This window comes from Microbacterium sp. 1154 (assembly GCF_031455375.1).
Taxonomy (GTDB): Bacteria; Actinomycetota; Actinomycetes; order Actinomycetales; family Microbacteriaceae; genus Microbacterium.
Genome location: NZ_JAVDSN010000005.1, coordinates 136,182 through 160,389 on the forward strand (window position 1 = coordinate 136,182; position 24,208 = coordinate 160,389).

General features: G+C 70.4%; 27 protein-coding genes. 18 read left to right on the top strand and 9 right to left on the bottom strand.

Going from position 1 to position 24,208, the window contains the following annotated elements:
* The first annotated feature begins 191 nt into the window (after positions 1 to 191).
* The 7 genes from J2X55_RS15235 to J2X55_RS15265 all read left to right on the top strand — a co-directional run bounded on the left by J2X55_RS15235 (position 192) and on the right by J2X55_RS15265 (position 7,710).
* Complete coding sequence (locus J2X55_RS15235; protein WP_115919583.1) at positions 192 to 1,013, top strand: ABC transporter permease; 822 nt, start codon at positions 192 to 194, stop codon at positions 1,011 to 1,013.
* Positions 1,010 to 1,807 carry an ABC transporter permease gene (locus J2X55_RS15240; protein ID WP_309824434.1) on the top strand — a complete coding sequence of 266 codons (798 nt, stop codon included), beginning with the start codon at positions 1,010 to 1,012 and terminating at the stop codon, positions 1,805 to 1,807. The genes J2X55_RS15235 and J2X55_RS15240 overlap by 4 nt, the downstream gene beginning before the upstream one ends.
* Positions 1,804 to 2,796, top strand: a complete 993-nt coding sequence (locus J2X55_RS15245; protein WP_115919579.1) for an ABC transporter ATP-binding protein — start codon at positions 1,804 to 1,806, stop codon at positions 2,794 to 2,796. Before J2X55_RS15240 ends, J2X55_RS15245 begins: the two co-directional genes overlap by 4 nt.
* A gap of 78 nt (positions 2,797 to 2,874) precedes the next feature.
* Entirely contained in the window at positions 2,875 to 3,951 is a 1,077-nt protein-coding gene (locus J2X55_RS15250; RefSeq protein ID WP_309824436.1) for an ABC transporter substrate-binding protein, read from the top strand.
* A 106-nt stretch (positions 3,952 to 4,057) separates the two neighbouring features.
* Positions 4,058 to 5,194 (top strand): hypothetical protein, encoded by a 1,137-nt coding sequence (locus J2X55_RS15255; protein WP_309824438.1) that lies wholly within the window; start codon positions 4,058 to 4,060, stop codon positions 5,192 to 5,194.
* A 91-nt stretch (positions 5,195 to 5,285) separates the two neighbouring features.
* On the top strand, positions 5,286 to 6,755 hold the full coding sequence (locus J2X55_RS15260; RefSeq protein ID WP_309824440.1) for an MFS transporter: 1,470 nt from the start codon (positions 5,286 to 5,288) through the stop codon (positions 6,753 to 6,755).
* A 34-nt stretch (positions 6,756 to 6,789) separates the two neighbouring features.
* Positions 6,790 to 7,710 carry an aldo/keto reductase gene (locus J2X55_RS15265; RefSeq protein WP_309824442.1) on the top strand — a complete coding sequence of 307 codons (921 nt, stop codon included), beginning with the start codon at positions 6,790 to 6,792 and terminating at the stop codon, positions 7,708 to 7,710.
* A 7-nt stretch (positions 7,711 to 7,717) separates the two neighbouring features.
* Here J2X55_RS15265 and J2X55_RS15270 read toward each other — a convergent pair whose 3' ends face one another.
* From J2X55_RS15270 to J2X55_RS15285, 4 genes are all read right to left on the bottom strand, one after another.
* A complete protein-coding gene (locus J2X55_RS15270; protein ID WP_115919567.1) occupies positions 7,718 to 8,101 on the bottom strand; it encodes a hypothetical protein in 384 nt (127 codons plus the stop codon).
* Entirely contained in the window at positions 8,098 to 9,093 is a 996-nt protein-coding gene (locus J2X55_RS15275) for a hypothetical protein (RefSeq protein WP_115919565.1), read from the bottom strand. Before J2X55_RS15275 ends, J2X55_RS15270 begins: the two co-directional genes overlap by 4 nt.
* Entirely contained in the window at positions 9,080 to 9,595 is a 516-nt protein-coding gene (locus J2X55_RS15280) for a sigma-70 family RNA polymerase sigma factor (protein WP_309824444.1), read from the bottom strand. The genes J2X55_RS15275 and J2X55_RS15280 overlap by 14 nt, the downstream gene beginning before the upstream one ends.
* 301 nt (positions 9,596 to 9,896) lie before the next feature.
* Positions 9,897 to 10,289, bottom strand: coding sequence for a PaaI family thioesterase (locus J2X55_RS15285; RefSeq protein WP_309824447.1), 393 nt, complete (start codon positions 10,287 to 10,289; stop codon positions 9,897 to 9,899).
* Between the two features lie 122 nt (positions 10,290 to 10,411).
* Between J2X55_RS15285 and J2X55_RS15290 the strand changes: the two genes are divergently transcribed.
* Entirely contained in the window at positions 10,412 to 11,731 is a 1,320-nt protein-coding gene (locus tag J2X55_RS15290; RefSeq protein ID WP_309824449.1) for an MFS transporter, read from the top strand.
* Positions 11,732 to 11,862: 131 nt separating this feature from the next.
* Here J2X55_RS15290 and J2X55_RS15295 read toward each other — a convergent pair whose 3' ends face one another.
* The 4 genes from J2X55_RS15295 to J2X55_RS15310 form a co-directional block, all read right to left on the bottom strand.
* The gene (locus J2X55_RS15295; protein ID WP_309824450.1) at positions 11,863 to 12,510 is read right to left on the bottom strand and encodes a TetR/AcrR family transcriptional regulator; all 648 of its coding nucleotides are present in this window, start codon (positions 12,508 to 12,510) and stop codon (positions 11,863 to 11,865) included.
* A gap of 12 nt (positions 12,511 to 12,522) precedes the next feature.
* The gene (locus tag J2X55_RS15300; protein ID WP_309824451.1) at positions 12,523 to 13,932 is read right to left on the bottom strand and encodes an NAD(P)/FAD-dependent oxidoreductase; all 1,410 of its coding nucleotides are present in this window, start codon (positions 13,930 to 13,932) and stop codon (positions 12,523 to 12,525) included.
* A 72-nt stretch (positions 13,933 to 14,004) separates the two neighbouring features.
* Positions 14,005 to 14,298 (bottom strand): hypothetical protein, encoded by a 294-nt coding sequence (locus J2X55_RS15305; protein WP_115919555.1) that lies wholly within the window; start codon positions 14,296 to 14,298, stop codon positions 14,005 to 14,007.
* A gap of 64 nt (positions 14,299 to 14,362) precedes the next feature.
* Complete coding sequence (locus J2X55_RS15310) at positions 14,363 to 15,205, bottom strand: NAD(P)-dependent oxidoreductase (protein WP_309824453.1); 843 nt, start codon at positions 15,203 to 15,205, stop codon at positions 14,363 to 14,365.
* A 247-nt stretch (positions 15,206 to 15,452) separates the two neighbouring features.
* Here J2X55_RS15310 and J2X55_RS15315 point away from each other — a divergent pair, with 247 nt between their 5' ends.
* The 6 genes from J2X55_RS15315 to J2X55_RS15340 all read left to right on the top strand — a co-directional run bounded on the left by J2X55_RS15315 (position 15,453) and on the right by J2X55_RS15340 (position 20,102).
* Positions 15,453 to 15,995, top strand: coding sequence for a sigma-70 family RNA polymerase sigma factor (locus J2X55_RS15315; RefSeq protein ID WP_309824454.1), 543 nt, complete (start codon positions 15,453 to 15,455; stop codon positions 15,993 to 15,995).
* Complete coding sequence (locus tag J2X55_RS15320) at positions 15,992 to 16,573, top strand: Asp23/Gls24 family envelope stress response protein (RefSeq protein ID WP_210112207.1); 582 nt, start codon at positions 15,992 to 15,994, stop codon at positions 16,571 to 16,573. The genes J2X55_RS15315 and J2X55_RS15320 overlap by 4 nt, the downstream gene beginning before the upstream one ends.
* A complete protein-coding gene (locus tag J2X55_RS15325) occupies positions 16,570 to 16,890 on the top strand; it encodes a hypothetical protein (RefSeq protein ID WP_115919547.1) in 321 nt (106 codons plus the stop codon). Before J2X55_RS15320 ends, J2X55_RS15325 begins: the two co-directional genes overlap by 4 nt.
* A gap of 72 nt (positions 16,891 to 16,962) precedes the next feature.
* Positions 16,963 to 17,811, top strand: a complete 849-nt coding sequence (locus J2X55_RS15330; protein WP_309824456.1) for an SDR family oxidoreductase — start codon at positions 16,963 to 16,965, stop codon at positions 17,809 to 17,811.
* A gap of 129 nt (positions 17,812 to 17,940) precedes the next feature.
* Positions 17,941 to 18,945 carry a pyridoxal-phosphate dependent enzyme gene (locus J2X55_RS15335; RefSeq protein ID WP_309824459.1) on the top strand — a complete coding sequence of 335 codons (1,005 nt, stop codon included), beginning with the start codon at positions 17,941 to 17,943 and terminating at the stop codon, positions 18,943 to 18,945.
* A complete protein-coding gene (locus J2X55_RS15340) occupies positions 18,942 to 20,102 on the top strand; it encodes a cystathionine gamma-synthase (RefSeq protein WP_115919541.1) in 1,161 nt (386 codons plus the stop codon). The genes J2X55_RS15335 and J2X55_RS15340 overlap by 4 nt, the downstream gene beginning before the upstream one ends.
* Before the next feature lie 136 nt (positions 20,103 to 20,238).
* Here J2X55_RS15340 and J2X55_RS15345 read toward each other — a convergent pair whose 3' ends face one another.
* Positions 20,239 to 20,874, bottom strand: coding sequence for an NADPH-dependent F420 reductase (locus J2X55_RS15345; protein WP_115919539.1), 636 nt, complete (start codon positions 20,872 to 20,874; stop codon positions 20,239 to 20,241).
* 354 nt (positions 20,875 to 21,228) lie between these two features.
* Here J2X55_RS15345 and J2X55_RS15350 point away from each other — a divergent pair, with 354 nt between their 5' ends.
* The 4 genes from J2X55_RS15350 to J2X55_RS15365 are packed head-to-tail and all read left to right on the top strand — an operon-like array spanning position 21,229 to position 24,053.
* Entirely contained in the window at positions 21,229 to 22,026 is a 798-nt protein-coding gene (locus tag J2X55_RS15350) for a sulfite exporter TauE/SafE family protein (protein WP_309824461.1), read from the top strand.
* 40 nt (positions 22,027 to 22,066) lie between these two features.
* On the top strand, positions 22,067 to 22,516 hold the full coding sequence (locus J2X55_RS15355) for a MaoC family dehydratase N-terminal domain-containing protein (protein ID WP_309824463.1): 450 nt from the start codon (positions 22,067 to 22,069) through the stop codon (positions 22,514 to 22,516).
* On the top strand, positions 22,513 to 22,917 hold the full coding sequence (locus J2X55_RS15360) for a MaoC/PaaZ C-terminal domain-containing protein (RefSeq protein WP_210112199.1): 405 nt from the start codon (positions 22,513 to 22,515) through the stop codon (positions 22,915 to 22,917). Before J2X55_RS15355 ends, J2X55_RS15360 begins: the two co-directional genes overlap by 4 nt.
* Complete coding sequence (locus J2X55_RS15365; RefSeq protein WP_309824467.1) at positions 22,917 to 24,053, top strand: UDP-N-acetylmuramate dehydrogenase; 1,137 nt, start codon at positions 22,917 to 22,919, stop codon at positions 24,051 to 24,053. The genes J2X55_RS15360 and J2X55_RS15365 overlap by 1 nt, the downstream gene beginning before the upstream one ends.
* Positions 24,054 to 24,208: the final 155 nt, after the last annotated feature.

Here is a 24,208-nt window from a genome sequence, read left to right on the forward strand (position 1 = left end):
CTCCGGTCGGCGCGAACCTCGCGCACGGTCGGTTCATCCTACTGAGGGGCGACAACCGGTTGCGCCGACGCCCGTCTCGCGTTTAACACGCTGTTTACACGGATGGTCGCGTGAGGCACCGGTGGACCCCTACGGTGGAAGCAACCGGTTGCGCAACCGGTTGTCATTCCCCACCCGAACGGAGTCCGCCCGTGCTCTCACGCCGCACCGGACTGCTCGCCCTGCCCGGGCTGGCGCTGCTGCTGGTGGGATTCCTCATCCCCTCGGTGGCGATGCTCTTCGCCCCTCCCGGAGTCAGCCCGCTCGACATCTTCGCGCGGCTCGGGAGCATGCTCACCGACCCCTACGATCTCGCGATCATCGGCCGGACCGTCGGGCTCGGGCTCATCGTCACGGTCGTCTGCATCGTGCTGGGCTTCCCCATCGCCTACCTGCTGGCCCGGTCCACCTCTCGGTGGGCGGGGGTCCTGTTGGCGCTGGCGATCTTCCCCCTGCTGCTGAGCAACGTCGTGCGCACGTTCGGGTGGCTCGTGCTCCTCGGCTCGAACGGTGCGGTCGGGCAGCTCCTCGTCGGGCTCGGCATCGTCGAGAAGGCGCCCCAGCTGCTCTACACCGAGCTCGCGATCGTGCTGGGTCTCACTCAGCTCTTCCTGCCGCTCGCCGTGATCTCCTGCTACTCCGCCGTCGCCCAGGTCGACCCGGGCCTCGACGACGCCGCCCGAGGACTCGGTGCCGGACGCACTCGCACGTTCTGGGGCATCGTCGTCCCCCTGTCGGCACCCGGCATGGTGGTCGCGGCGACCCTCGTCTTCGCGGGGAGCGTCACGGCGTACACGACGCCGTACCTGCTGGGCGGATCCAGCCAGCGGATGCTCTCGACCCAGCTCTTCTCGTACTCGAGCGTCAGCATCGACTGGGCTGCCGCGAGCGCGACCGCGATCATCATGACGGTCCTGGTCTTCGCGGTCTCGGGACTGTCGGCCGTCGTCGGACGGCGGGGGGCCACCTCGTGAAGACTTCGCGCCCCGTCGCGGCATCCCTCGCCGTCGCCGGCTACGTCGTGATGATCGTGCCGATCCTGTTCGTGGTGGCCACCGCGTTCACCGGGGGGCGTTCGCTCCGCTTCCCGCCCGAGGGCTTCTCGCTCCGCTGGTTCGAAGCCGCCTTCGCGTACCGCCCCTTCGTGTCGGCACTCGTGTCGAGCCTCGAACTCGCCCTGCTGGCCACGCTCCTGGCGCTGGCCATCGGCGTCCCGGTCACCCTCGCCATCCACCGCGGCCGACTCCCCGGCAAGGGCATCGTCGAGGGGCTGTTCCTCTCGCCCCTGATCGTTCCCGAGCTCGTGGTGGGTCTGGCGCTCTACCAGCAGCTCATCATCGGTCTGCGCCTCGACAACTTCCCGGTGCTGCTCATCGGGCACACGGTCCTCATGTTGCCCTACGCGGTGCGCGTCACGGGCGCGTCGCTGGCACTGGCCGATCCCAGCGTCGAGGAAGCCGCCCGCGGTCTGGGAGCCTCGCCCATCCGTGCCTTCTTCAGCGTCACCCTGCCGCTGCTGCGCCCGGGCATCTTCTCGGCGGGGCTGCTCAGCTTCGTCACCTCGTTCAACAACGTGCCGCTGTCCCTGCTGCTCCAGAGCCGCGAGTTCCGCACGCTCCCGGTCACGATGCTCGACTACGTCCAGCAGAGCTACGACCCGATGGTCGCCGCGACCAGCACCATCATCCTCGCGGGCACGGTCGTCGTGGCCGTCATCGCCGAGCGCACGGTCGGCTTCGCCCGCATCTTCGGAGGGATCAACCGATGACCACTGCAGCAGAATTCGTCGGGGTCACCCAGCGCTTCGGCGACTTCACGGCGGTCGACGACATCGACCTCGCGATCCCCACGGGGCAGCTGACCACCTTGCTCGGACCGAGCGGATGCGGCAAGACCACGTCGCTGCGCATGCTCGCGGGGTACACCCAGCCCACCGCCGGACGCATCATGATCGCGGGAACGGATGCCACGCGCATGCCGCCCGAGAAGCGGGGACTGGGCATGGTGTTCCAGTCGTACGCCCTCTTCCCTCACATGAGCGTCGCCGAGAACGTCGGATACGGGCTCAAGCTCCGCAAGGTCCCCACGGCCGAGCGCACCCGCCGCGTCGCCGAGGCCCTCGACCTGGTGGGCCTCGGGCATCTCGCCGCGAGCCGGCCGAAGAAGCTCTCCGGCGGACAGCAGCAGCGCGTCGCCCTCGCCCGTGCGATCGCGATCACGCCCACGCTCCTGCTCCTCGACGAGCCGCTCTCGAACCTCGACGCCCGACTCCGCGTGCAGATGCGCGCCGAGATCCGCCGTATCCAGGCCGAGACGGGCCTCACCGTCGTCCTGGTCACCCACGATCAGGACGAGGCCCTCGAGATGTCGGATCGCATGGTGCTCATGCGCGCCGGGAAGATCATGCAGGAGGGCGCCCCCGTCGACGTGTTCAGCGCTCCCGCGAACCGCTTCGTCGCGGAGTTCCTCGGGTACGAGAACTTCCTCACCGCGGCCGACGGTTCTCTTCTCACGGTCCGTCCTGAGCACCTGGCGGTGGGCTCCGCCCCCGCGGTCGGCGGGCTCCACCTCGACGGTGTGGTGGCCGACGTCGCCTATCGCGGCGTCGATCGTCTGGTCACGGTCGAGACCGTCGATGCGCAGGGCACGACCGTGCGACTGGTCGCCGACGTCCGCGACGACGAGGTCACCGCGCGCCCCGGCGAGCGCGTCACCGTGTCGGCATCCGAATCCCGCCTCATCCGTCTCGCCGCCTGAGGCGAGCCTTCACCGATCCACCCGACGATCCACCCCACAGCAGGCGGGATCCCCACCCGCCGTTCGAGAGGACCTCGCATGACCCGCACCCCCACGCGCCGCATCCTCGCGGCCTCGACCGTCTTCGTCGCCACCGCCCTGGTCGTCTCCGGCTGCTCCTCGGCCGGTTCGAGTGACGCCGGCGCGAGCGACACGATCGTCGTCAGCACCTTCCCCTTCGGGGTCGAGCAGTTCCAAGAAGCGGTCATCGACCCCTTCACCGCCAAGACCGGCATCAAGGTCGAGGTCGAGACCGGCAGCAACGCCGACCGTCTGTCGCAGTTGCAGCTCGCCGCCGGCGACCCGGGGATCGACGTCATGCTGATCTCCGACACCTTCGCCGCCTCCGGGCAGGAGAAGAACCTGTTCCAGTCGTTCGACGACTCGAACGTCCCGAACCTCGCGACGATCGCCGACTTCGCGACCGAGGAGGGCTTCGACGGACCGGCCTACAGCTATCAGCTGAACGGCACGCTCTACAACACCGACGAAGTCACGGCCGCTCAGGCCGCCGACTGGTCGCTCTACGCCGACCCGGCCCTCAGCGGCCGCCTGGCCTTCCCCGACATCTCCGTGACGGCGGGGCAGCTGGCCGTCTCGGGCGTCGCCGACGCGTTCGGAAGCGGACCGTACGACGTCGACTCGGCCTACAAGACGCTCGGCGAGTGGGCTCCCGGCATCCTGCAGTTCTACTCCTCGTCGACCGAGGTGACGAACCTGCTGACGCAGGGCGAGATCGTCGCCGCCGACGCGCTCAGCGGCTTCGCGACCACCCTCATCGCCTCGGGCGAGCCCGTCGCCTGGACCGCTCCGGCGAAGGGCCGCTACATGGCCACGAACCGCGCCATGATCCCCGAGGGGGCGCCGAACGTCGAGGGGGCGTACGCCTTCATCGACTACCTGCTCTCGGCCGAAGCGCAGAGCGCCTCGGCGAAGATCGTCGGCGACCTCCCGGTCGCGCCCGACGCCGAGATCCCGGAGGCGATCACCTCCGTCGTCGGTGACATTGCCGCCGACCCCGTCGCCGCGGGCTACTCCACGCTCGACCCGGCGCAGATCCTCCCGAACCGCGCGCAGTGGGTCGAACGCTTCGCTCGCGAGGTCTCGTCCCGCTGACCCCCTGACCGGCCGTCGGAGTTCCCCCCGCTCCGGCGGCCGCCCGCCCGCCCTCGCCCTCGACGCGCGGGGCGGGCATCCATCCCCTCGACGTACGAACGGTTCCATGACCTCCGCACCACCTCTCCCCGCCGAGTACCTCCGTCGCCTGCCGAAGGCCGATCTGCACTGCCACCTGATCGGAACCGTCCGCGCGTCGACGTTCGCAGAACTCGCTCGACGCGAGTCGCTCGCGCTCCCGGCCGACCCGGAGCGCATCTTCGCCGACATCAACTCCCTTCCGCCCGACCCGTCGCTGTACCGGAACACTCGCATCCCGGTCCCGCAGGAGCGCGGTGCCGACGAACCCGCGGTGTCGTACTCGCTGTTCCAGGTCTCGAACTGGGTCGTGGAGGTGCTTCGGGATGCCGATGATCTGACGCGCATCGTCTACGAGGCGTTCGAGGATGCCCACCGCCTCAGCGGCACCCGTCACCTGGAGCTGTTCTTCGACGCCCTCCCGCCGCATCTCGAGACCCTCGGGTACGCGGGAGCGGTCGAGGCCTATGCGGAGGGCATCCGCCGGGCCGAGCGGGACTTCGGCATGACGGGCCTCATGATCCAGGGGATCGATCGCAGCCGCAGCGGCGAGGAGGCCCTCGAGGTCGTCCGCCGCGTGGTCGATCATCCGCACGAGTACGTGGCCGGCATCGGTCTCGACAACCTCGAGACGGCCGGGCCTCCCGAGCGTTTCGCCGAGGCGTACCGGCTCGCCGGCGAGGCGGGTCTGGGCCGCACGGCTCACTCGTCGGAGCACGCCCCCACCGCCGCCAACACCATCACGTGCCTGGACGTGCTGGGCTGCGATCGCATCGACCACGGGTACTACGTGCTCGAGGACGACGACGTCGTCGCGCGGATGAGAGACGAACAGGTCGCGTTCACCGTGGCATCCACCACCTCGAGGCGCTCGTGGCGGCCGTGGCGCCGCGCCTCCATCGGCGCGATGCTCGAGGCCGGGCTGAACGTCATCCCGTGCTCCGACGATCCGGGGATGTTCCCGACCACCCTGGCGTCCGAGTACGGCATCGTGTCGGAGCAGATCGGTGCCTCGGCGGAGCAGGTGCGGCGTATGGCGCTGGCGTCGTTCGAGGCGTCGTGGCTGCCGGCCGATCGACGTGCGCGGGCGGTGGCCGGCGCGGAGCGCGAGATCGCGGCGCTCGACGCCGAGTTCTCGCTCGCGGGCGCCCCGGTCCGCTCCTGAGTCCGCGTCCCGACTTGTGCCGGCGGGCATAGGCTCGGCGCATGCCGATCCCTCGCGTCGCCGCGGCCTCCGCGCCGGTGGCGGGGGTCGCATGACGGCATCCACCCCCGCTCCTGATCCCCGGCGCTGGAGCGCGCTGTCGGTCATGCTCATGGGGCAGTTCGCCGCCCTCCTCGACGTCAGCGTGACGAACGTCGCCCTGCCCTCGATCGGGCGGTCCACCGGGGCGGGCTCGAACGAGCTGCAGTGGATCGTGACCGGGTACGTGCTCGCCTTCGCCCTCGTTCCCGTCATCGGCGGGCGGTTGGGCGATCAGTGGGGGCGGCGGCGCATCTTCACGATCGCCGTGCTCGGGTTCGTGACCGCCAGCGCGGCGGTCGGTCTGGCGCCGAACGGGGGACTGCTCATCGCGGCCCGGGTCGTGCAGGGGCTGTTCGGCGGGATGATGGGGCCGCAGGTGTCGGGCTTCATCCAGAACACCTTCCCCGCGTGGGAACGGGGGCGGGCCTTCGGGCGGCTCGGCCTCACCGTCGGTGCGGGGACGGCGCTCGGTCCGGTGATCGCGGGACTGCTCATCTCGGCGGGCGGCCCCGAGATCGGCTGGCGTCTGGTGTTCTTCATCAATGTGCCGGTCGGGCTCGCCGCCGTCCTGCTCGCTCGCCGATGGGTCCCCGCCGATGAGACGTCGCCGACGGCATCCGGTCGGCGCGTCGACGTGCTCGGGGCGGCCCTGCTCGGAGCGGGGGTCCTGTGCCTGCTGTTCCCGATCGTCGAGACGGGTCAGAGCGGCGGCCCGGTCATGCTGCTGCTGCTCCTCCCCGCCGCGGGATTCCTCTTCGCTCTCGTGCGGCACGAAGCGCGCCTGACGAGGACGGATGCCGGCCCGCTGCTGGATCTGCGGCTCTTCCGCGTCCGCTCGTTCGTCACCGGCGTCGTCTTCGCCGTCGTGTTCTTCTGCAGCAACACCGGCATCCCGCTCGTGCTCGCGCTGTACTACCAGGACGGTCTCGGCTTCACCGCTCTGCAATCTGGCCTGGGCGTCACGGCCTACGCCATCGGGTCGGTGGTGGGAGCGCCCGTCGCCGGACGCTTCGTCTCCCGCGTGGGGCGCCCATTGCTCGTCGGCGCGGTCGCGGTGTTCACGAGCGTCACGGTCCTCCTCGGCCTCCTCGTGCAGACCGGAGCCGAGGAGACCGATCCGATCGGCGTCATCCTGCGGCTGTGCCTGCCCCTGTTCGTCCTCGGGGTCGCGGGCGGAGCGATCGTCACCCCGAACCAGACTCTGACCCTCGCCGACGTGGACCCCCGACGCGGCGGCGTCGCCGGGGGCGTCGTCCAGACGGCCCAGCGGGTGGGGTCGTCGATCGGACAGACGGTGCTGGGTACGACCTTCGCGCTCGCGGTCGCGGGTGCCGCCGGAGCCACCGACCCCGGTTCTCCCGCGGGGGATCCGAGCGTTTTCGCCCACGCGCTGACCCTCGCCCTGGCGGTGTCGGTGGTGTTTTCGGGATCGGCCATCGCTCTCAGTGCCATCGAGGTGCATCGACACCGGCGACGCTGACGCGAGCGGCGCGCGCGGACGTTAGCGTCGAGGCATGCACGCCCCCTCTGCCCGCCTGGGTCTCGGCCTCGCCGCCGTCGGTCGCCCGGCCTACATCACGACCGCGCGCGACAGCGACCTGGGCGACCCCGCCGCCCGCTCGATCGACGCGATGCGCGAGCGCGCGCACCTGCTGCTCGACGAGGCGTGGGCACTCGGCATCCGGTACGTCGACGCCGCCCGCTCGTACGGCCTGGCCGAGGAGTTCCTGGGGTCGTGGCTCGCCACCCACCCGGGCCGACGCGAGCACCTCACCGTGGGGTCGAAGTGGGGGTACGCCTACGTCGGGGAGTGGAGGATGGATGCCGTCGTGCACGAGCGCAAAGAACACTCGGTCGCCATGTTCGACCGGCAGTGGCCCGAGACGCTGGAAGCTCTGGGAACGGCCCCGGATCTCTACCTGGTCCACTCCGTGACGCCGGAGAGCACGGCGCTGGCCGACGCCGAACTGCTCGACCGGCTGCGCGGGCTGAAAGCCGGCGGTGTGCGGGTCGGCCTATCGACCAGCGGGCCGCACCAGGGCGAGGTTGTCCGCGCCGCTCTCGCGATCGAGGACTCCCCGTTCACGGTGGTGCAGTCGACGTGGAACCTTCTCGAGCCCTCGGTCGCCCCCGCGTTGCAGACCGCCCACGACGCCGGATGGACGATCGTCGTCAAAGAGGCCCTCGCCAACGGCGAGCTCGCCCGCGCCGAATCGGGCAGTCGCCTCGAGGCCCTGGCATCCGGGACGCCGTCCGACGTCTTCGCCCTCGGCGCCGCGTTGGCGCAGCCGTGGGCCGACATCGTGCTGAGCGGAGCGACCACTCTCGCGCACCTGCGCCGAGGCGCGCGGGCGCTACCGGTCGACACCTCGGGCGAGCTGGCGACCGATCCGATTGACTACTGGCGTCGCCGGTCGGAGCGCCCCTGGCGCTGAGCGGGGTTCAGGGTACGCAGTTGAGCGTCGCGACCGAGCCCGAGACGTTCGCCCAGGACGTCGCGATCGCCGTCGCGAGCACCGACCCGGAGGAGGAACGGGCCTGCAGGTACCCCGCCGACCGCGCGTTGGCGATCGAGCGCACGGTGATGCCGGGGGCGTACGTGCCGCAGGACGAGAACGACGCTCGCGTCCCCAAAAGGTTCGCCCCACTGAAGGCGCAGACGTTGCCGTCGGCGCAACTACCGACCGCCCGCTCGTGCTCGGACGGGACGTCTATCGTCATGCCGAGCTCGGGCCATTCCGCGTGATGCGAATCGATGACGACCCCGCCGGGGATCTCGGCGAGAGCCGTGGCGATATCGGGGTGCACCTCGTCGGTCGTGGTCATTCGGTGCGTGCCTTTCTGTCGGAGACGTCCCAGAGGGTGTAGTCGGTGATGGAACCTGCGGGCAGCTTGAGGTTGTCGTTGTCGGCGAGCAGTTCCGACTCGAATCCGACGATGCGCCCCGTGTCGGCCGATAGCAGCAGGGTCGCCTCGGAGGTGGTCAGTCCGGACGGCACCGCCGCGAGACCGACGACCGGACGACCGAGCCGGTCGAACGCCGTGCCGACCACGCGCAGTCCGGGGGCCTGATCGACGACCTCGAGCAGGGCCGCCTGCTGCGGGCCGGTGAGGGTCCACTCGCCCAGGAGCGCCCGAGCGCCGAGCATCGCGTCGCCCGCCGTGAGCTGATCCCCGGCGCCGGTCGAGGTGAGGATGAGTGTCCGCATCGCCTCGGCGGTGGGCTCGGGAGCGGTGGGGGAGAGCGGCGAGAACTGGTTCTGCACGAACTGCAGGTCGCCCACGACGGTTCCCGGCGTCGGATCGCCCGCGGGCACCGTGTCACCGGCCGCGTTAGTCGCTTCGGCGGCAGTGGTCACAACCGAGCCCGAAAGATCTGCATTCCAGCGCACGTCGATCCACTCGCGACGGAACACCGTCGCCTCGGCCTCGTCGGGCGAACCGCTGTAGTACCACCCGAGAGAGAGCGACCGTCGCTCGGGTTCGGAGGGGCCCGACCCGTCGGTCAACCGCTCCTGCGCCTGCGCGATCACCTGCGACGCGTCCTCGGACATCGAGGTGAACACGAGGGGTTCCGGGGTGAGGGCGGATGCCGGGTTCCCCGGCATCCATAGGACTCCGGTCACGATCGCGAGCACCAGGACGACGACCGCGGCGGCCGAACCCCAGGCGGCGTACGCGGGTCGGCGGCGCGTTCGCGGCGCGCTCCGCGCGAAGTCGCGAGCCCGACGCTCGGCGTCGAGAGGGATCGGTGCGTCGAGGGGCGTCCGCGCGGGATCCAGCCGGCGCAGCGCGCGGGTCAGGTCATCGTCGCTCATCGAACACCTCCTCGACGGACAGGGGTGTTCCGGACAGGAGGGGGCGGAGCTTGGCCCGCACGCGGTTCAGCCGCGTCCACACCGTCCCGGCGGTCGCGCCGACGACGAGGCCGACCTCGGCGGCCGAGAGGTCCTCCCAGTACGTGAGCCAGAGGATCTCGCGCTCCTTCTCGGACAGGCCGCGGATCGCGTCGATCAGTTTCTCGAGCATCTCGCCCTCCGACTCGTTCGAGAGGGTGCGCACCTGGTCCTCGATATGCATCCACAGTGCCCCCTCCCGGTCTCGTCGTCGGTACTCGTTCGCGATGAGGTTCCGCGCGGTGCGGTACAGCCACGGCAAACCGAACGGCTCGCGGGGATCGCGCTTGCGCCAGGCGATTTCGAAGCAATCCATCGTGAGGTCGTCGGCGGCATCGCGGTCCGACACGCGCCGCTCGATGAATCGCCGAACGGCGTTGTAGTGCTCGCGGAAGAGCGCCACGAAATCCGCGTCGTCCGTCACCGCTGTCTTTCCTCGTGCGTGTAACGGGGCTGTGTCGGTGCGCCGGCGAACCTTACGGAGGTGCGGGAGAAAAGATTTTCGGATCCGTGTGTAAGGAAAGGCGCACGTCGAACACGACATATGCGGGGGTGGGTGCCGACTCCGGCTTCGAGAAGGCACCCATACGCCCGTCGTCCGATGTTCGGGTCTGACGGCGACGGGCGAGGGGTTGCGCCTCTTGGGGACGGCGCAACCCCTCGGATCTTCTTCATGCGATCCACAATGGCAGAGACGGCGGATGCCGCGAGACCGTGCCCGTACCTCAGGCGGGATCGACCAGCAGGTTCGTGATGCGCGCCGTGGCGATCAGGCGGTCCTGGTCGTCGATCACCCGGACGTCGTAGGTGGCCAGGCGTCGACCGCGGTGGGCGGGCGTGGCCTCGGCGTGGATGCGGCCGCTCTCGGCCCCGCGGTGGTGCGTGATGTTCAGATCGACGCCGACGCACACCTTGCCGAAGGCGGAGGCGTGGATCATGGCCGCCCACGACCCCACGGCCTCGGAGAGCGCGGCCGTCGCGCCCCCGTGCAGGCGACCGAGCGACTGCGTGTTTCCCTCGACGGGCATCCACGCGCAGACCCGGTCCGCGGACTGCGCGGTCACGGTGATCCCGAGACGTTCGTCGAGGGCGCCGGGGGTGATGGTCCAGGGCGTCATGGAGGCTCCTTCCGCCGCCCTCTTGTCGGGGGCGTACCCCTCTGACACTATTACTGAACGCTCGGTCGGTAACGGTGTCGCTCGAGCCTCTTCACCCTGCCCCACAGAACAATGGAGTTCTCATGGCCTCGCTGACCTCGGCATCCGCCCCTGCCACCGGGATGAAACGGGAGGAACGGCGCGTGCTCGCCGGGACACTCGTGGGCACCTCGATCGAGTGGTACGACTTCTTCATCTACGCGCAGGCGGCCGGGCTTGTGCTCGCGCCCCTGTTCCTCGCACCGCTCGCCCAGAGCGACCCCGCCATCGCCCAGGTGCTGTCGTTCGCCACGATCGGCATCTCGTTCCTCTTCCGTCCGCTCGGCGCCGTCGTCGCCGGGTGGCTCGGCGACCGCCTCGGCCGTAAGAAGATGCTCGTGCTCACCCTCATCATGATGGGTGTCTCGACCGCGCTCATCGGCGTGCTGCCGACTTACGCCGCGATCGGAGTGGCCGCCCCCGTCCTGCTGATCCTGCTGCGGGTGCTGCAGGGCTTCTCGGCCGGCGGAGAGTGGGGTGGCGCGGCGCTGCTCTCGGTCGAGCACGCGCCCGTGCACCGCCGTGGGTACTTCGGTGCGTACCCGCAGATCGGGGTGCCGGTGGGCATGATCCTCGCCACGGCGACGCTGTGGGTGCTCACCTCGTCGATGTCCGCCGAGGCGTTCCTCGCGTGGGGCTGGCGCGTGCCGTTCCTCTTCTCGATCGTGCTCATCGTCGTCGGCTACCTCATCCGCCGCGCGGTGGAGGAGAGCCCGGTCTTCGAAGACCTCGTGCGTCGTCGCAAAGAGTCGTCCGCGCCCCTCGGGCAGCTGTTCCGCAAGAACTGGCGCGAGGTCGCTTTGACCGCGTTCGTCTTCATCGGCAATAACGCCGCCGGCTACCTGCTCATCGCGTTCTTCGCGACGTACGCGGTGTCGGTTCTGGGGATGGAACGGCCGACCGTGTTGCTCGCGACGACCCTGGCATCCTTCGGTTGGCTCGTCTTCACCCTGTGGGGAGGACGACTGTCCGACCGCCTGGGGCGCATCCGCACGTTCCAGCTCGGCTACCTGCTGCTGGCGATCTGGGCCGTTCCGATGTGGTTCCTCATTGATACCGCGAACATCTTCTGGTACTTCGTCGCGCTGTTCGTCATGACCCTCGGCCTCGGGCTGTCGTACGGGCCGCAGGCGGCGCTGTACGCCGAGATGTTTCCCGCGAACGTCCGATACTCGGGTGTCTCGATCGGCTACGCGCTCGGCGCCATCATGGGCGGCGCGTTCGCGCCGATGATCGCTGAGGCGCTGCTGCGCTCGACGGGCGCTTCGTGGACGATCGGCCTGTACATCGCGCTCGCCGCGCTCATCTCGCTCGGGGCCGTCTCGTTGATCAGGGAGACGAAGGGCGTCGACCTGCACGCCTGATCCCGGATGCCGTGCCCACGGGTGCCGAGATCACCCGACACGCTCGAGCGCACTCGTCTTTCACGACGAAAGCGCGTGATCTCGACGATTGCGGGTGATCTCGGCGCGGCGGGAGGGGTGGCGCGCGTGCGTCAGGCGGTGCGGAGGCCGTCGAGGGCGATGCGCACGATGTCTGCACTCAGACGGTCGCCGTCGACCCCGCCGCCGGGGCGGTACCACTCCACGACCGAGTTGATCATGCCGAAGAGCAAGCGTGCGGCGACCGCCGCGTCGACGTCGTCGCGCACATCGCCCTCGGCCTGGGCTTGAGCGACCAGGGCGGTGACGCGGTGGTCGAACAGACGCCGCCGTTCGAGGGCCGCCTGTTCGACCTCGCTGTTGCCCCGCACCCGCAACAGCAGGGTGACCGCGGGGAGCTGGGCCACGAGCACGTCGGTCGCCCCGGTGAGCACGAAGCGGAGGCGGTCGGAGGCCGCGCCCTCGCGGGCGCCGGGCTCGTCGAGCACGGCCTCGAGCCCGCCGAGGGCCGCCTCGAGGGCGACGGACAGCAGCTCCTCCTTCGACGAGAAGTGGTGGTAGAGAGCGGATTTGGTCAGCCCCAGCCGACGGGCGAGGTCGGACACGCTCGTCGCGTCGTATCCCTGCTCGTTGAAGAGCTGCACGGCCACGGTGAGCAGACCCTCGCGGTCGTACCCGGGGCGCCCTCGGCGCGCCGGCGCCCCGGTGGACGCGCCGGAGTCGTCGGCGGTCGCGGGTGTCGTCACGGGATCGGCGGTCACGGATTCAGTGTGTCATTTGAGCAGCGCGGAGGAGTCCGCGTGCAGCAGAGCGCGTGCCGCGTTGCCGATCACCGCACTGTACGTGGGGTACGCGAAGCGGACGCCGGCCAGGGTCGAGAGGTCGATGCCGGCCGCCATCGCGGTGGTCACCGACTGGATGACCTCGACGGCGTTCTCGCCCACCGCGTGAGCGCCGAGCACGAGCTCGCGACGGCGGTCGGCGATGAGCATGAGGAACCCGCGCTCCCGGTCGTCGATCACCGCGCGGTCGAGGTCGGCGAACCACGCGGTCGCCACGACGCACGAGGGGTCGCGGTCGCGCGCCTGCTCCTCGGTGAGGCCGACGCCGGCGTAGTCGGGGTCGGTGAACCCGCCCGCGGGGAGGAGATGGTGGGGCGTTCGCCGGTTGGCACCGAGGACGGCGTTCTCGGCCGCCGCCTCGCCCTCGAACTGCGCGGCCTGCACGAGCATGTCGCGACCGTTCGCGTCGCCCACGGCGAGGATGTGCGGGACGACCGTGCGGAAGTAGCGGTCGACCGGGATGGCGGAGCGCTCGACCTGTACCCCCGCGTTCTCGAGGCCGAGGTCTTCGACGTCGGCGGGCCAGCCGGTCGCCATGATCACGACGTCGGTGTCGACGGTGTGCGACGATCCGTCCTCGCGCCAGGCGAGGGTGAGCGATCCGTCGTCCGCGCGATCGATGCGCTCGACGGTCTCGATCCCGGTGCGCACGTCGACCCCGTGGTCCGTGAGCGATTCGGCGATCACGCGCGAGATCGAGGCATCGGATGCCATGAGCACGCGCGGCGCGACATCGAGCAGCGTGACCTCCGAGCCGAAGGAGCGGAACACCGTCACCAGCTGGGCGCCCGTGTTGCCGGCGCCGATGACGACGACGCGGCGGGGCAGCTCGGCGAGGGTGAGCACGTCTTCAGGGACGGTGGCGAGTTCGGCCCCGGGGATCGGCAGGCGGCGGGAATGACCGCCCACGCAGACCAGGATCGATTCGGCGCGGATGCGCCGACCACTGTCGAGGACGAGGGTGTGCTCGTCGGCGAAGCGCGCGCGTCCCTCGTGCACGAGATCGACGCCGGCCTCGGCGAAGCGCTCGGCCTCTCGCTTGATCGAGCGCACGGCATCCACCCGCTCGTGCACCCGCGACACTACGGCCGGCCAGTCGACCCGGGGCTCGTCGACGACGATGCCGTAGTCGTCGGCCGACCGGGTCTCACGCATGAGACGCGCCGCTTTCGCGAGCACGCGGGTGGGCACGCACCCGGTGTTGACACAGGTGCCGCCGACGCGGCCGGCCTCCAGGACGACCACCGAGGCACCGAGTTCGGCGGCGCGAAGGGCGGCGGCGGTTCCGGCGGGACCGGCTCCGATCACGGCGAGGTCGTAGCTGTCGTCGTCGTGGCTCACGGTGGTCCTCCCGGGTCGAGAGCCCCAGTCAATCCCGCCCGGATGACCTCACCGCGGGGCTTGCGCCGCGGCTCAGAACCCCTCGTAGATCTGGGTGGGCGTCAGGCCCGTGCCGCCGAGGGCGTGGACGCCCGGCGCCGGGTGCAGCTCGAAGGTGTCACCGTCATGCAGCAGCACGGCCGTGTAGTCGCCTCGGGTGTCGAGCTTGAGCTCGAAGCGCCCCGTGTCGATGAGGCGGAGGGTGACCACCGCGCCGCTGCGCGCGACGAAGCTCACCTCTTTCTCGCGCGCGTTCGGCAGGGGGATGACGGGTTCGTCCGACGAGGGCGTCGGCGAAGGGGCGGTCGTGCGTGCGTCGGCGTCCATCCTGTGAGTCTGTCACGCGGCGAGTGGTGCGGGGCCCGGAGCAGCGTGGACCGGGCCGCCGCCGTCAGCGCCCGTCTCGCCAGGAGTGCTGCGGGTCGAAGCCGAGTAGACGGCGGGCCTTCTCGATCGAGAGGAGCGTGGTGTTCTCGCCCAGGTCACCGCGGGTCTCGACGCCCGGGAACACCTCGGCCACGAGCTCGGCGTTGGGTCGCGTCATGACCGTGTCGGCCGCCGCGATGATGAAGGTGTCGAATCCGGCCGGGGCCGTATCGAGCGCGCGCTCCACGGCCTGAGCTCCGTCGCGAGCGTCGATGTACCCCCACAGGTTCCACTTGCGGGTGCGGGCGTCGTCGTCGAAGGGGAACTCGGCGTAGTCCTCGGGGACCATCACGTTCGAGAACCGCAGCGCCGTGATCGACAGTTCGGGGTTCCAGCGCACCAGCTCGACGGCCAGGCGCTCTTCGAGGGTCTTGACCAGCGAGTAGACCGACTCGGGCCTCGGCGCGTACTCCTCGTCGACGGGGATGTACGGGGGCGGGACGTCGAAGGGCAGGCCCAGCACCGTCTCGCTCGAGGCGTAGACGATCTTCTGGATGCCGAGACGCGTGGCCGCCCAGAAGACGTTGAAGGTGCTCGCCATGTTGTTGTGGAAGGTGGCGACGTCGGAGCGGATGCCCGGCGCCGGGATGGCCGCGAGGTGCACGAGGGCGTCGAAACCGTCGTGCTGGTCGTTCACCGTGGTGAGGGCGTCGACGACCTGTCCGTAGTCGGTGAGATCGACCTGGACGAAGCCCGGTCCGCGTTCGCCGCGGACGTCGAGACCGATGACGTCGTGGCCGGCGGCACGCAGCTCGCGGGCGACGACGGTGCCGAGTTTTCCGGACGAACCGGTGAGGGCGATGCGCATGGGTGTCCTTCGGGGTCGGGGTCGAGCCGACGATATCGGTGATCACCGACATCGGGCGGGTGGGTTGACCACCCCTGCCGCGACGAAGGTCGGGGCAGGGCGGGCACGGAGAGGTGCTTTGCCACGAGGAGTGCCCCCTCGTCAAGATCCCGCACTATTCCGACCCCGGGGTGTTTCGCTATGCGGACGGACCCGATTCGTGAAACGTCACGGCCCGGGACCGAGACGAACGCCGACAGGAACTCCGATGCCCTCTTTGTCCTCCGCCACCGACGCGTTCCTCGCGTCGCGCGCGGCCGACGGCGACCAGCTCGCGTTCGGGGTGCTGGTGCGACGGCATGCGCCGTTCCTCGTCGCGTTCGCGACCCGGTTGACCGGTTCGAGGGCCGACGCCGACGATTGCGTGCAAGAGGCGCTGATCACGGCGTGGCGGCGTCTGCCTGACCTCACCGATCCCGAGAAGGTGCGAAGCTGGCTGACGACCATCGTGTCGCGCAAGGCCACCGATCGCCTCCGTTCCCGGAAGATCTCGGAAGAGATCGACGAAGAGATGGTCTCCGGTCGCGACGACCCGGAACGCGCGGTCGTGGCGAGCTCTCAGATGGACGCGCTCAAAAACATCCTCGCAGAACTCCCCGAAGACCTGCGCGTCGTCTGGGTGCTGCGCGAGGTCGGCGGTCACAGCTACGACGAGATCGCCGTCGAGGTGGGCGAGTCCGCGGCCACGGTGCGCGGACGTCTCGCACGAGCGAGGAAGACGGTGTTGGAACGCATGGAGGAGTGGAGGTGACCCCAGTGAGCGAGAACAACGACGACATCGGTGGGTCGGGCTACTCCCTCGAAGACCTCTCCGCCTACCTCGATCGCGGACGCATCCCCCGTATCGCCGCCATCGAGCGCAACGCGCAGTGCCAGGCGATCCTGGCGTCGATGGAGCGGATGGGCCGGCTGTCCCGCGAGATCGTGGAGGAGCAGGCCGCCGAGCCGATCTCGGATTCCTGGTACGACAGCATCATGCGCGAGGTCATGCGCGAGTTCCGAGCCGGCCGCGACATTCCCCTGGCGCGGACCGACGACGGAGTGGAGCTGGTCGTGACCGAGGGGGCACTCTACGAGCTCATCCGCACGGTCGGAGACGGAATCGAGGGACTGCTGGTGGGTCGCGTGCGGCTCGATCAGTCCGAGCCCGATGCTCCCCTCGACGTTCGGGTGACGGTCAGCGTCCGCTTCGGACGCGCGATGAACACGGCGGTCGAGGAGATGCGCGACGGCATCCGCTCGGCGATCGAACGACACGGCGACCTCCGTGTCGGGCGGGTGGACGTCACCGTCGGCGACGTGCACCTCGACGAGGGGGAAGACTCATGACCACCATCTCCGCAGCGGAGCTGGCGCCCCGCATCGACCTGGCCGTGACCGCGGTCGAGGGGGTGCGCGAGTGCTACTCGGCGCGTCCGGTCGTGGCGCGCGCTGTCGAGCGTCTGGCCGACGTCGACGGCTCACTCGCCGAGGTCGAGGAGGCTGCCGGCGCCCGCGCGATCACGGTGTGCATCGGCGTCTCGTCGGGAGACGATGCGGCGGTCGTTGCCGCCGCCGTCGCGACGGCGGCGCGCGGAGCCGGCGGTGACGAGGTCGCCTCCTCGGTCCGAGTCCGTGTGGCCCGCTTGGTGGCGCCCGCGTCCTGAGCAGGTTCCCGGCCGAGCGAGGGGGAACCGGCTTACGCTGGAGGCACCGCCCACCCCGTCCCCGGAGGCCGAATGCCCACGCCGCCCGTCATCGCCGTCACCGGATCCACCGGAGCCGTAGGGGGCCGGGTCGCGCGTGACCTCGCCGCCCGCGGCATCCCTCAGCGTCTTCTCGTTCGTGATGCTTCGCGTGCCCCCTCGCTCGACGGAGCAGAGGTGCACGTCGCCCGGTATTCGGACGCGGATGCCGCTCGCACGGCGCTCGAGGGGGTCGAGACGCTCTTCATGGTGTCGGCCTCGGAGACGGCCGACCGCGTCGAGCACCACCGCACCTTCGTCGAGGCCGCGGCGGCCGCGGGTGTCCGTTCGATCGTCTACACCTCGTTCTTCGCCGCCGCGCCGGACGCCGTCTTCACGCTGGGGCGCGACCATGCCGCCACCGAGGAGATCATCCGCGCGTCGGGGATGCGGTACACGTTCCTGCGCGACAACTTCTACATGGACATGATGGAGCTCTTCGCCGGCGACGACGGGGTCATCCGCGGTCCCGCCCGAGACGGGCGCTGCTCCCTCGTCTCTCGTGCCGACGTGGCCGCCACCGCCGTCGCGGTGCTGCTCGACCCCGAGGCGCACGCCGACGTGACGTACGACCTCACCGGACCCGAGGCTCTGACCCTGTCCGAGGTCGCCGAGAAGATCTCGGCGGTGCGCGGCCACCGGGTGCGCTTCGTCGACGAGACCGTCGACGAGGCCTACGCCTCGAGAGCGGCCTTCGGCGCCCCGCGCTGGCAGGTCGACGCGTGGGTGAGCACGTACACCTCGATCGCGAGCGGCGACCAGGCGGCCGTCTCGGACGACGTCGAGCGCGTCACCGGTCGCCCCGCGGAGAGTTTCGAGGCGTTTCTCGGCGCCGTGTCGTGACCACCGGCGTCCTCGGGTATGCTGACGGCGTGCTGACCTGTCGCTGTTGTCGCTGAACGCCCCGCGTTCCTTTTCGACGACCCCGTCAGCCGCGCCCGCACCGGGTGCATCAACCCCCAGGACTCCATCGTGCGTTACGCCCAGAGCGTCGCCGACCTCGTCGGCAATACCCCCCTCGTCCGCCTCTCCCGTGTCACCGACGGCATCGCCGCGACGGTGCTCGCCAAGATCGAGTACTTCAACCCCGGCGGCTCGGCGAAAGACCGCATCGCGGCCAACATCATCGACGCCGCCGAGCGCGACGGTCTGCTGCAGCCCGGTGGGGTGATCGTCGAACCCACCAGCGGCAACACCGGTGTCGGTCTGGCGCTCGTCGCTCAACAGCGCGGATACCGGTGCGTCTTCGTCGTTCCCGACAAGGTCGCCGAGGACAAGCGGGCGGTGCTGCGCGCCTACGGGGCAGAGGTCGTCGTCACGCCGACGAACGTGGAGCCCGACGACCCGAACTCGTACTACAGCGTCTCCGACCGCCTCGTCCGCGAGATCCCCGGGGCGTTCAAGCCCAACCAGTACGCCAACCCCAACGGCCCGCGCAGCCACTACGAGACCACCGGTCCCGAGATCTGGCGCGACACCGACGGACGGCTCACGCACCTCGTCGCCGGCGTCGGCACGGGCGGCACCATCACCGGTACCGGTCGCTACCTGCGCGAGGTCGCGGGCGCGGCCGTGCGCATCGTCGGCGTCGACCCCGTCGGCTCGATCTACTCGGGCGGCGACATCCACGGCTACGACGTCGAGGGCGTGGGCGAGGACTTCTGGCCCCCGGCGTTCGACCCCTCCCTCGTCGACGGCTACGAGCGCGTCTCGGACGCGGAGTCCTTCGCCATGACCCGTCGCCTCGCCCGTGAGGAGGGCCTGCTCGTCGGCGGCTCCAGCGGAATGGCCGTGGTCGGCGCTCTCCGTGTGGCGCGGGATCTCCCCGCCGATGCGGTCGTGGTGGTCGTGCTCCCCGACCACGGTCGCGGCTACCTCAGCAAGATCTTCGACGACGACTGGATGATCGAGCGCGGTTACGACGTTGCACCCGTGGCATCCCTTCTTCCGACCCCCTCCGAGGAGCACTCCGCATGAGCACCCACGACGCCGCCCGCGGCTTCGACAGCCTCGCCGTCCACGCGGGACAGGCGCCCGACGAGACCACCGGCGCGGTCATCCCGCCGATCCACGTCTCGACGACCTACGCGCAGGACGGCATCGGCGGCCTCCGCGGCGGCTACGAGTACGGTCGCAGCGGCAACCCCACCCGCACGGCCCTCGAGACGCAGATCGCCGCCCTCGAGGGGGGCGCGCGAGCCCTGTCTTTCGCCTCGGGTCTCGCCGGTGAAGACGCCCTGCTGCGCGCCGCCCTCGTCCCGGGCGACGAGGTACTGCTCGGCAACGACGTCTACGGCGGCACCTACCGCCTGCTCGCGCGGGTGCTCGGCCCGTGGGGCGTGAAGCTGCGCGTCGTCGACATGAGCGACCTGGATGCCGTGGCCGCCGCCATCGCCGAGCGTGCGCCGCGGATGGTGTGGGTCGAGACCCCCAGCAACCCCATGCTGCGGATCACCGACATCGCGGGTCTCGCTCGACTCGGTCACGAGGCCGGGGCGATCGTCGTGGTCGACAACACCTTCGCGTCTCCCGCCCTGCAGCGTCCGCTCTCGCTCGGTGCCGACGTCGTCGTGCACTCGGCGACGAAGTACCTCGGCGGCCACAGCGACGTCGTGGGTGGGGCGCTGGCCTTCGCCGACGCCGACTTCGCCGAAAAGGTGCAGTTCCTGCAGTTCGCCGCCGGCGCGGTGTCGGGGCCGTTCGACGCGTATCTGACCACCCGCGGGATCAAGACGCTCGCGGTGCGCATGCAGCGTCACAGCTCCAACGCCCAGTCCGTCGCCGAGCACCTCGCCGGGCACGACCGGGTCGCGCAGGTCTACTACCCGGGTCTGCCCTCGCACCCCGGGCACGAGCTGGCGGCGCGCCAGATGAGCGGCTTCGGCGGCATCGTCTCCCTCGCGCTCGCCGACGGTGCGACCGCCCGCCGCTTCGCGGAGTCGACGCGTCTGTTCACGCTCGCGGAGTCGCTGGGCGGCGTCGAGTCGCTCGTGAACTATCCGGATGCCATGACCCACGCCTCGGTCCGCGGCACCGAACTCGCGGTGCCCGACACCATCGTGCGGCTGTCGGTGGGCATCGAGTCGGTCGACGACCTGGTGGCCGACGTCGACCAGGCGCTCGCCGCCCTCTGATCTCATCCGCGGTCCGACGAGTGCCGCCGGCACCGGTCCGCGCCCATAAACGCGATCCGCGCCCGTAAACGCATGGAGAGAGCGTTTACGGGCGCGGATTGCGTTTACGCGGGTCGTCCGGCCGAGGAGGGAACGGTCAGCGCTCGGCGCGGGCCAGGTTCTGCGTGAGTTCCGCGGCGTTCTGACGGACGACGTACGCGGGCTGATCGCGCTCGACGCGCCAGCTCTCGCTCAGGGGTCCGACGTTGACGGTGTCGAAGCCGAACTCGTCGTAGATGCGGGTCACGAGGGCGACGGCCTCGTCCGAATCGCTCGAGGTCGCGAGGGCGCGACGGTTCTCGGTCCCCGCCGGGGTGCCGTCGGTGAGGATGTCGGCCGCGGGGATGTGGTTGAACGCTTTCACGACGACCGACTCGGGCAGGTGCTCCTGCAGCATCTGCGACGTGGTCGTCTTCTTCTCGTCGAGCTCGGCGATGTGGCCGTCGCGCTCGAAGTAGTAGTTGTTCGTGTCGAGGACGGTCTTGCCCGCGAGAGGAGCGACGGGGACGTCGGCGATGGCCTTCAGCGGGACGGTGACCACGACGATGTCGCCGGCCTCGGCGGCATCCTGTGCCGTGGCTGCGCGCGCGCTGTCTCCGATCTCGGCGACGAGGTCGCTGAGGGTCTCCGGACCCCGCGAGTTCGCGATCACGACGTCGTAGCCGTTCTTCGTGAAGCCCCGTGCGAGGGCCGAGCCGATGTGTCCTGCTCCGATGATTCCTACGGTAGTCATGGAGGCTCAGAACCGGATCGAGCGCTGGCGCATTCCCGGGCGGTAACAAAACTTCAGCAACTTAAATTGTTAGCACGGCTAGTAATTCCAGTCAACCGGTCCGGTTCGTGGACGGCGTCCGTTTATCGTCATCTTGTCGCACCCTCACGCGAGTGGTCGCAGTCCGGTGTTCGGGTCACCGTCCTGCTTGACCTGTGAGGGCGACGGCCCCCGGTGGACGCGGCTTCGGACCACCGGGGGCCGCTTTCTTTTCCGGCACCGCTTCTTTTCCGTCACCGCCCGGGCACGATACGCGCCGGTGGGAGACTGGATGCCGGCGGGATCGGTCTCGCCCCGACCTCGAGGAACCGCTCCGTGACGACCGCAACCCGCCCGCCCCGCACCGTCCGCTTCTACGCCGTCTGCGTCGGCGTCGGTCTGCTCGCCGGTCTCATGTCGGGCCTCTTCGGCGTGGGCGGCGGCACGGTCATCGTCCCGCTCCTCGTGCTTCTGCTGGGCTTCGACCAGCGTCTCGGCGCGGGTACCTCGCTCGCCGCGATCGTCCCCACGGCGTCGGTCGGCGTCATCACCTACGCCGTCGACGGCCACGTCGCCTGGCTGCCTGCGCTCATCCTCGCCGCCGGAGCCGTGGGCGGGGCGCAGATCGGCACCTGGCTGCTGCCCAAGCTCTCGCAGACCGCCCTGCGCTGGTCCTTCGTCGCCTTCCTGCTCGCGGTCATCGTGAGCCTCTACTTCGTCATCCCCTCCCGAGAAGCCGAGCTCGTCCTCACCTGGATCACCGGCCCCGCGCTGGCCGTGCTCGGTGTGATCACCGGCATCCTCGCGGGGCTGCTCGGCGTCGGCGGCGGCATCATCGTGGTCCCCGCCCTCCTGCTGTTCTTCGGAACGAGCGACCTGGTCGCCAAGGGCACCTCGCTGCTCATGATGATCCCGACCGCGGTGTCGGGGACGGTCGGCAACCTCCGCCGGTCGAACGTCGACCTGCCGGCGGCGCTGTGCGTCGGGCTCGCGGCGTGCGCGACGACCGCCGTGGGCGCGTTGATCGCCAAGGCCGTCGACCCCTTCGTCGCCAACGTGCTGTTCTCGATCTTCCTCGTGTTCATCGCTTCGCAGATCGCCGTGAAGGCCGTACGCGGCCGTCATCAGCGCTGACCCACCCCGGCCCTGCGAGCCCGCTCGGTACACTGGGGGAGTGCCCGTGAACCCCGAACTCGTCGGTCGAGTCTTCCCGCCGACCGCCCCGTACCTGGTCGGACGAGAGAAGGTGCGCGAGTTCGCCCGTGCCGTCTTCGCCGACGCCCCGCAGCACTCCGACCCCGAAGCCGCCCGTGCCCTCGGGTACGCCGACGTGGTCGCGCCGCCGACCTTCGCGATGGTCGTTCAGGACCTCGCTCTCCAGCAGCTGCTCGCCGACCCCGACTCGGGTATCGAGCTGTCGCGTCTGGTGCACGCGGAGCAGCGCTTCCGGTACACGCGACCGATCGTCGCGGGTGACGAGCTCGTCGCGACGCAGTCGGTCACCGGCATCCGCTCCATCGGCGGCAACGCGATGATCACGAGCGAAGCCGAGATCGTGGATGCCGACGGCGCCCACGTCGTGACCACCACCAGCGTCCTTCTCGCCGGGGAGGCCGGAGCATGACCGCGTTCACCGTCGGAGAGGTCGTCGCCGAGCGTTCGGTGCACCTGACCCGCGAGTCGCTCGTGCGGTACGCCGGGGCCTCGGGCGACTTCAACCCCATCCACTACCGCGACGACGTCGCCGCCGCCGTGGGCCTTCCCGGCGTGCTCGCGCACGGCATGCTCACCATGGGCATCGCGGTCGGCACCCTGACCGAGGCGCTCGGAGACTCCGGTCGCATCGCCGAGTACGGCGTGCGCTTCACCCGGCCCGTCGTGGTCGACCCCGAGACCGGAGCCGACCTGCACGTCAGCGCCAAGGTCGGAGCCGTCGACGACGAGACCGCGCGCATCGACCTCACCGTGACGTTCGCCGAGACCACCGTGCTCGGCAAGGCGCAGGTGCGGGTGCGGCTGTCCTGATGCCCGAGGTCGCGCCCGTCCCCCTCTCGCAACTGACCACCCTGCGCACGGGGGGTGAACCCGCCCGACTCATCGAGGCCACGACCCGCGACGAGCTGGTCGACGCCCTCCGCGAGGTGTGGGCGCAGGGCGAGCCGTGGTTCGTCCTCGGCGGTGGGTCGAACATGTTCGTCGGTGACGAGCCGTTCGAGGGCACCGTGATCCGGGTGCGCACGACCGGCATCGACGAGCTCCCGGGGTCGCGCGCCGACACGGTGCGGCTCAGGGTGCAGGCCGGCCATGACTGGGACGCCCTCGTCGCCGAGACGGTCGAGCGCGGGCTCGCCGGCATTGAGACCATGTCGGGAATCCCCGGCACGGTCGGCGCGGCGCCCGTGCAGAACGTCGGGGCGTACGGACAGGAGATCGTGCAGACCCTCGTCGAGGTGGAGCTGGTCGACGAGTCGACGGGTGAGGTCTCGACCGTGCCGGCGTCGGAGCTCGGCCTGGGCTTTCGCACCTCGGTGCTGAAGCACCACTACGGCTCGGTGCCCGAGCGGCCCGCGGTCATCCTGTCGGTGACCCTCGAACTCGAGCGCGTCGGCGGCGAGGAGCGGCCCATCGCGGGCGAGCAGTTGCGCGGCGCCCTGGGCCTCGAGGCCGATCAGGCGGTGTCGCTGCGGTGGATCCGCGACCACGTGCTCGCGACCCGCGCCCGCAAGGGCATGGTGCTCGACGCCGAAGACCCCGACACCTGGAGCGCCGGCTCGTTCTTCCAGAACGCGATCGTGTCGGAGGCCTTCGCTCGCACCCTTCCCGCGGAATGCCCGAAGTGGCCCCTCGCGCCGGTGCTCGATCCCGTCACGGTCATCCCCCTCGCCGCCTTCGACGGCATCCTGCCCCCGCCCCCCATCGTGTCGCGCGACGTCAAGGTGAGCGCGGCGTGGTTGATCGAGAACGCCGGGCTTCGCCGGGGCTTCCGGTTCCCGCGCTCGCGCGCGGGCCTGTCGACCAAGCACACGCTCGCCCTGACGAACCGCGGCGAGGCGACGGCGGCCGAGATCGCCGAGCTCGCCCGCTTCGTTCAGAGCCGCGTGGCCTCCGAGTTCGGCCTCGTCCTGCAGCCCGAGCCCGTGCTGATCAACGTAGAGCTGTAGTCGTCCCCCCCCCCCCCCCCCCCCCCCCCCCGGGGGGGGGGGGGGGGGGGGGGGGGGGGGGGGGGCGGGGCGGGGGGGGGGGGGGGCGGGGGGGGCGGGTGCCACACGCCCCCCCCCACCACAAAATAGCCGACGGGGGGCCCCACCACCCCCCC

Excerpts from the sequence above, each read along its gene's own strand:
- J2X55_RS15330 (WP_309824456.1), top strand. The coding sequence starts at position 16,963 with ATGCCCACGCCGCCCGTCATCGCCGTCACCGGATCCACCGGAGCCGTA.
- J2X55_RS15285 (WP_309824447.1), bottom strand. The coding sequence starts at position 10,289 with ATGACGCCCTGGACCATCACCCCCGGCGCCCTCGACGAACGTCTCGGG.
- J2X55_RS15260 (WP_309824440.1), top strand. The coding sequence starts at position 5,286 with ATGACGGCATCCACCCCCGCTCCTGATCCCCGGCGCTGGAGCGCGCTG.
- J2X55_RS15365 (WP_309824467.1), top strand. The coding sequence starts at position 22,917 with ATGCCCGAGGTCGCGCCCGTCCCCCTCTCGCAACTGACCACCCTGCGC.
- J2X55_RS15310 (WP_309824453.1), bottom strand. The coding sequence starts at position 15,205 with ATGCGCATCGCCCTCACCGGTTCGTCCGGAAAACTCGGCACCGTCGTC.
- J2X55_RS15270 (WP_115919567.1), bottom strand. The coding sequence starts at position 8,101 with ATGACCACGACCGACGAGGTGCACCCCGATATCGCCACGGCTCTCGCC.
- J2X55_RS15325 (WP_115919547.1), top strand. The coding sequence starts at position 16,570 with ATGACCACCATCTCCGCAGCGGAGCTGGCGCCCCGCATCGACCTGGCC.
- J2X55_RS15360 (WP_210112199.1), top strand. The coding sequence starts at position 22,513 with ATGACCGCGTTCACCGTCGGAGAGGTCGTCGCCGAGCGTTCGGTGCAC.
- J2X55_RS15305 (WP_115919555.1), bottom strand. The coding sequence starts at position 14,298 with ATGGACGCCGACGCACGCACGACCGCCCCTTCGCCGACGCCCTCGTCG.
- J2X55_RS15265 (WP_309824442.1), top strand. The coding sequence starts at position 6,790 with ATGCACGCCCCCTCTGCCCGCCTGGGTCTCGGCCTCGCCGCCGTCGGT.
- J2X55_RS15255 (WP_309824438.1), top strand. The coding sequence starts at position 4,058 with ATGACCTCCGCACCACCTCTCCCCGCCGAGTACCTCCGTCGCCTGCCG.
- J2X55_RS15315 (WP_309824454.1), top strand. The coding sequence starts at position 15,453 with ATGCCCTCTTTGTCCTCCGCCACCGACGCGTTCCTCGCGTCGCGCGCG.
- J2X55_RS15345 (WP_115919539.1), bottom strand. The coding sequence starts at position 20,874 with ATGACTACCGTAGGAATCATCGGAGCAGGACACATCGGCTCGGCCCTC.
- J2X55_RS15275 (WP_115919565.1), bottom strand. The coding sequence starts at position 9,093 with ATGAGCGACGATGACCTGACCCGCGCGCTGCGCCGGCTGGATCCCGCG.
- J2X55_RS15250 (WP_309824436.1), top strand. The coding sequence starts at position 2,875 with ATGACCCGCACCCCCACGCGCCGCATCCTCGCGGCCTCGACCGTCTTC.
- J2X55_RS15290 (WP_309824449.1), top strand. The coding sequence starts at position 10,412 with ATGGCCTCGCTGACCTCGGCATCCGCCCCTGCCACCGGGATGAAACGG.
- J2X55_RS15340 (WP_115919541.1), top strand. The coding sequence starts at position 18,942 with ATGAGCACCCACGACGCCGCCCGCGGCTTCGACAGCCTCGCCGTCCAC.
- J2X55_RS15245 (WP_115919579.1), top strand. The coding sequence starts at position 1,804 with ATGACCACTGCAGCAGAATTCGTCGGGGTCACCCAGCGCTTCGGCGAC.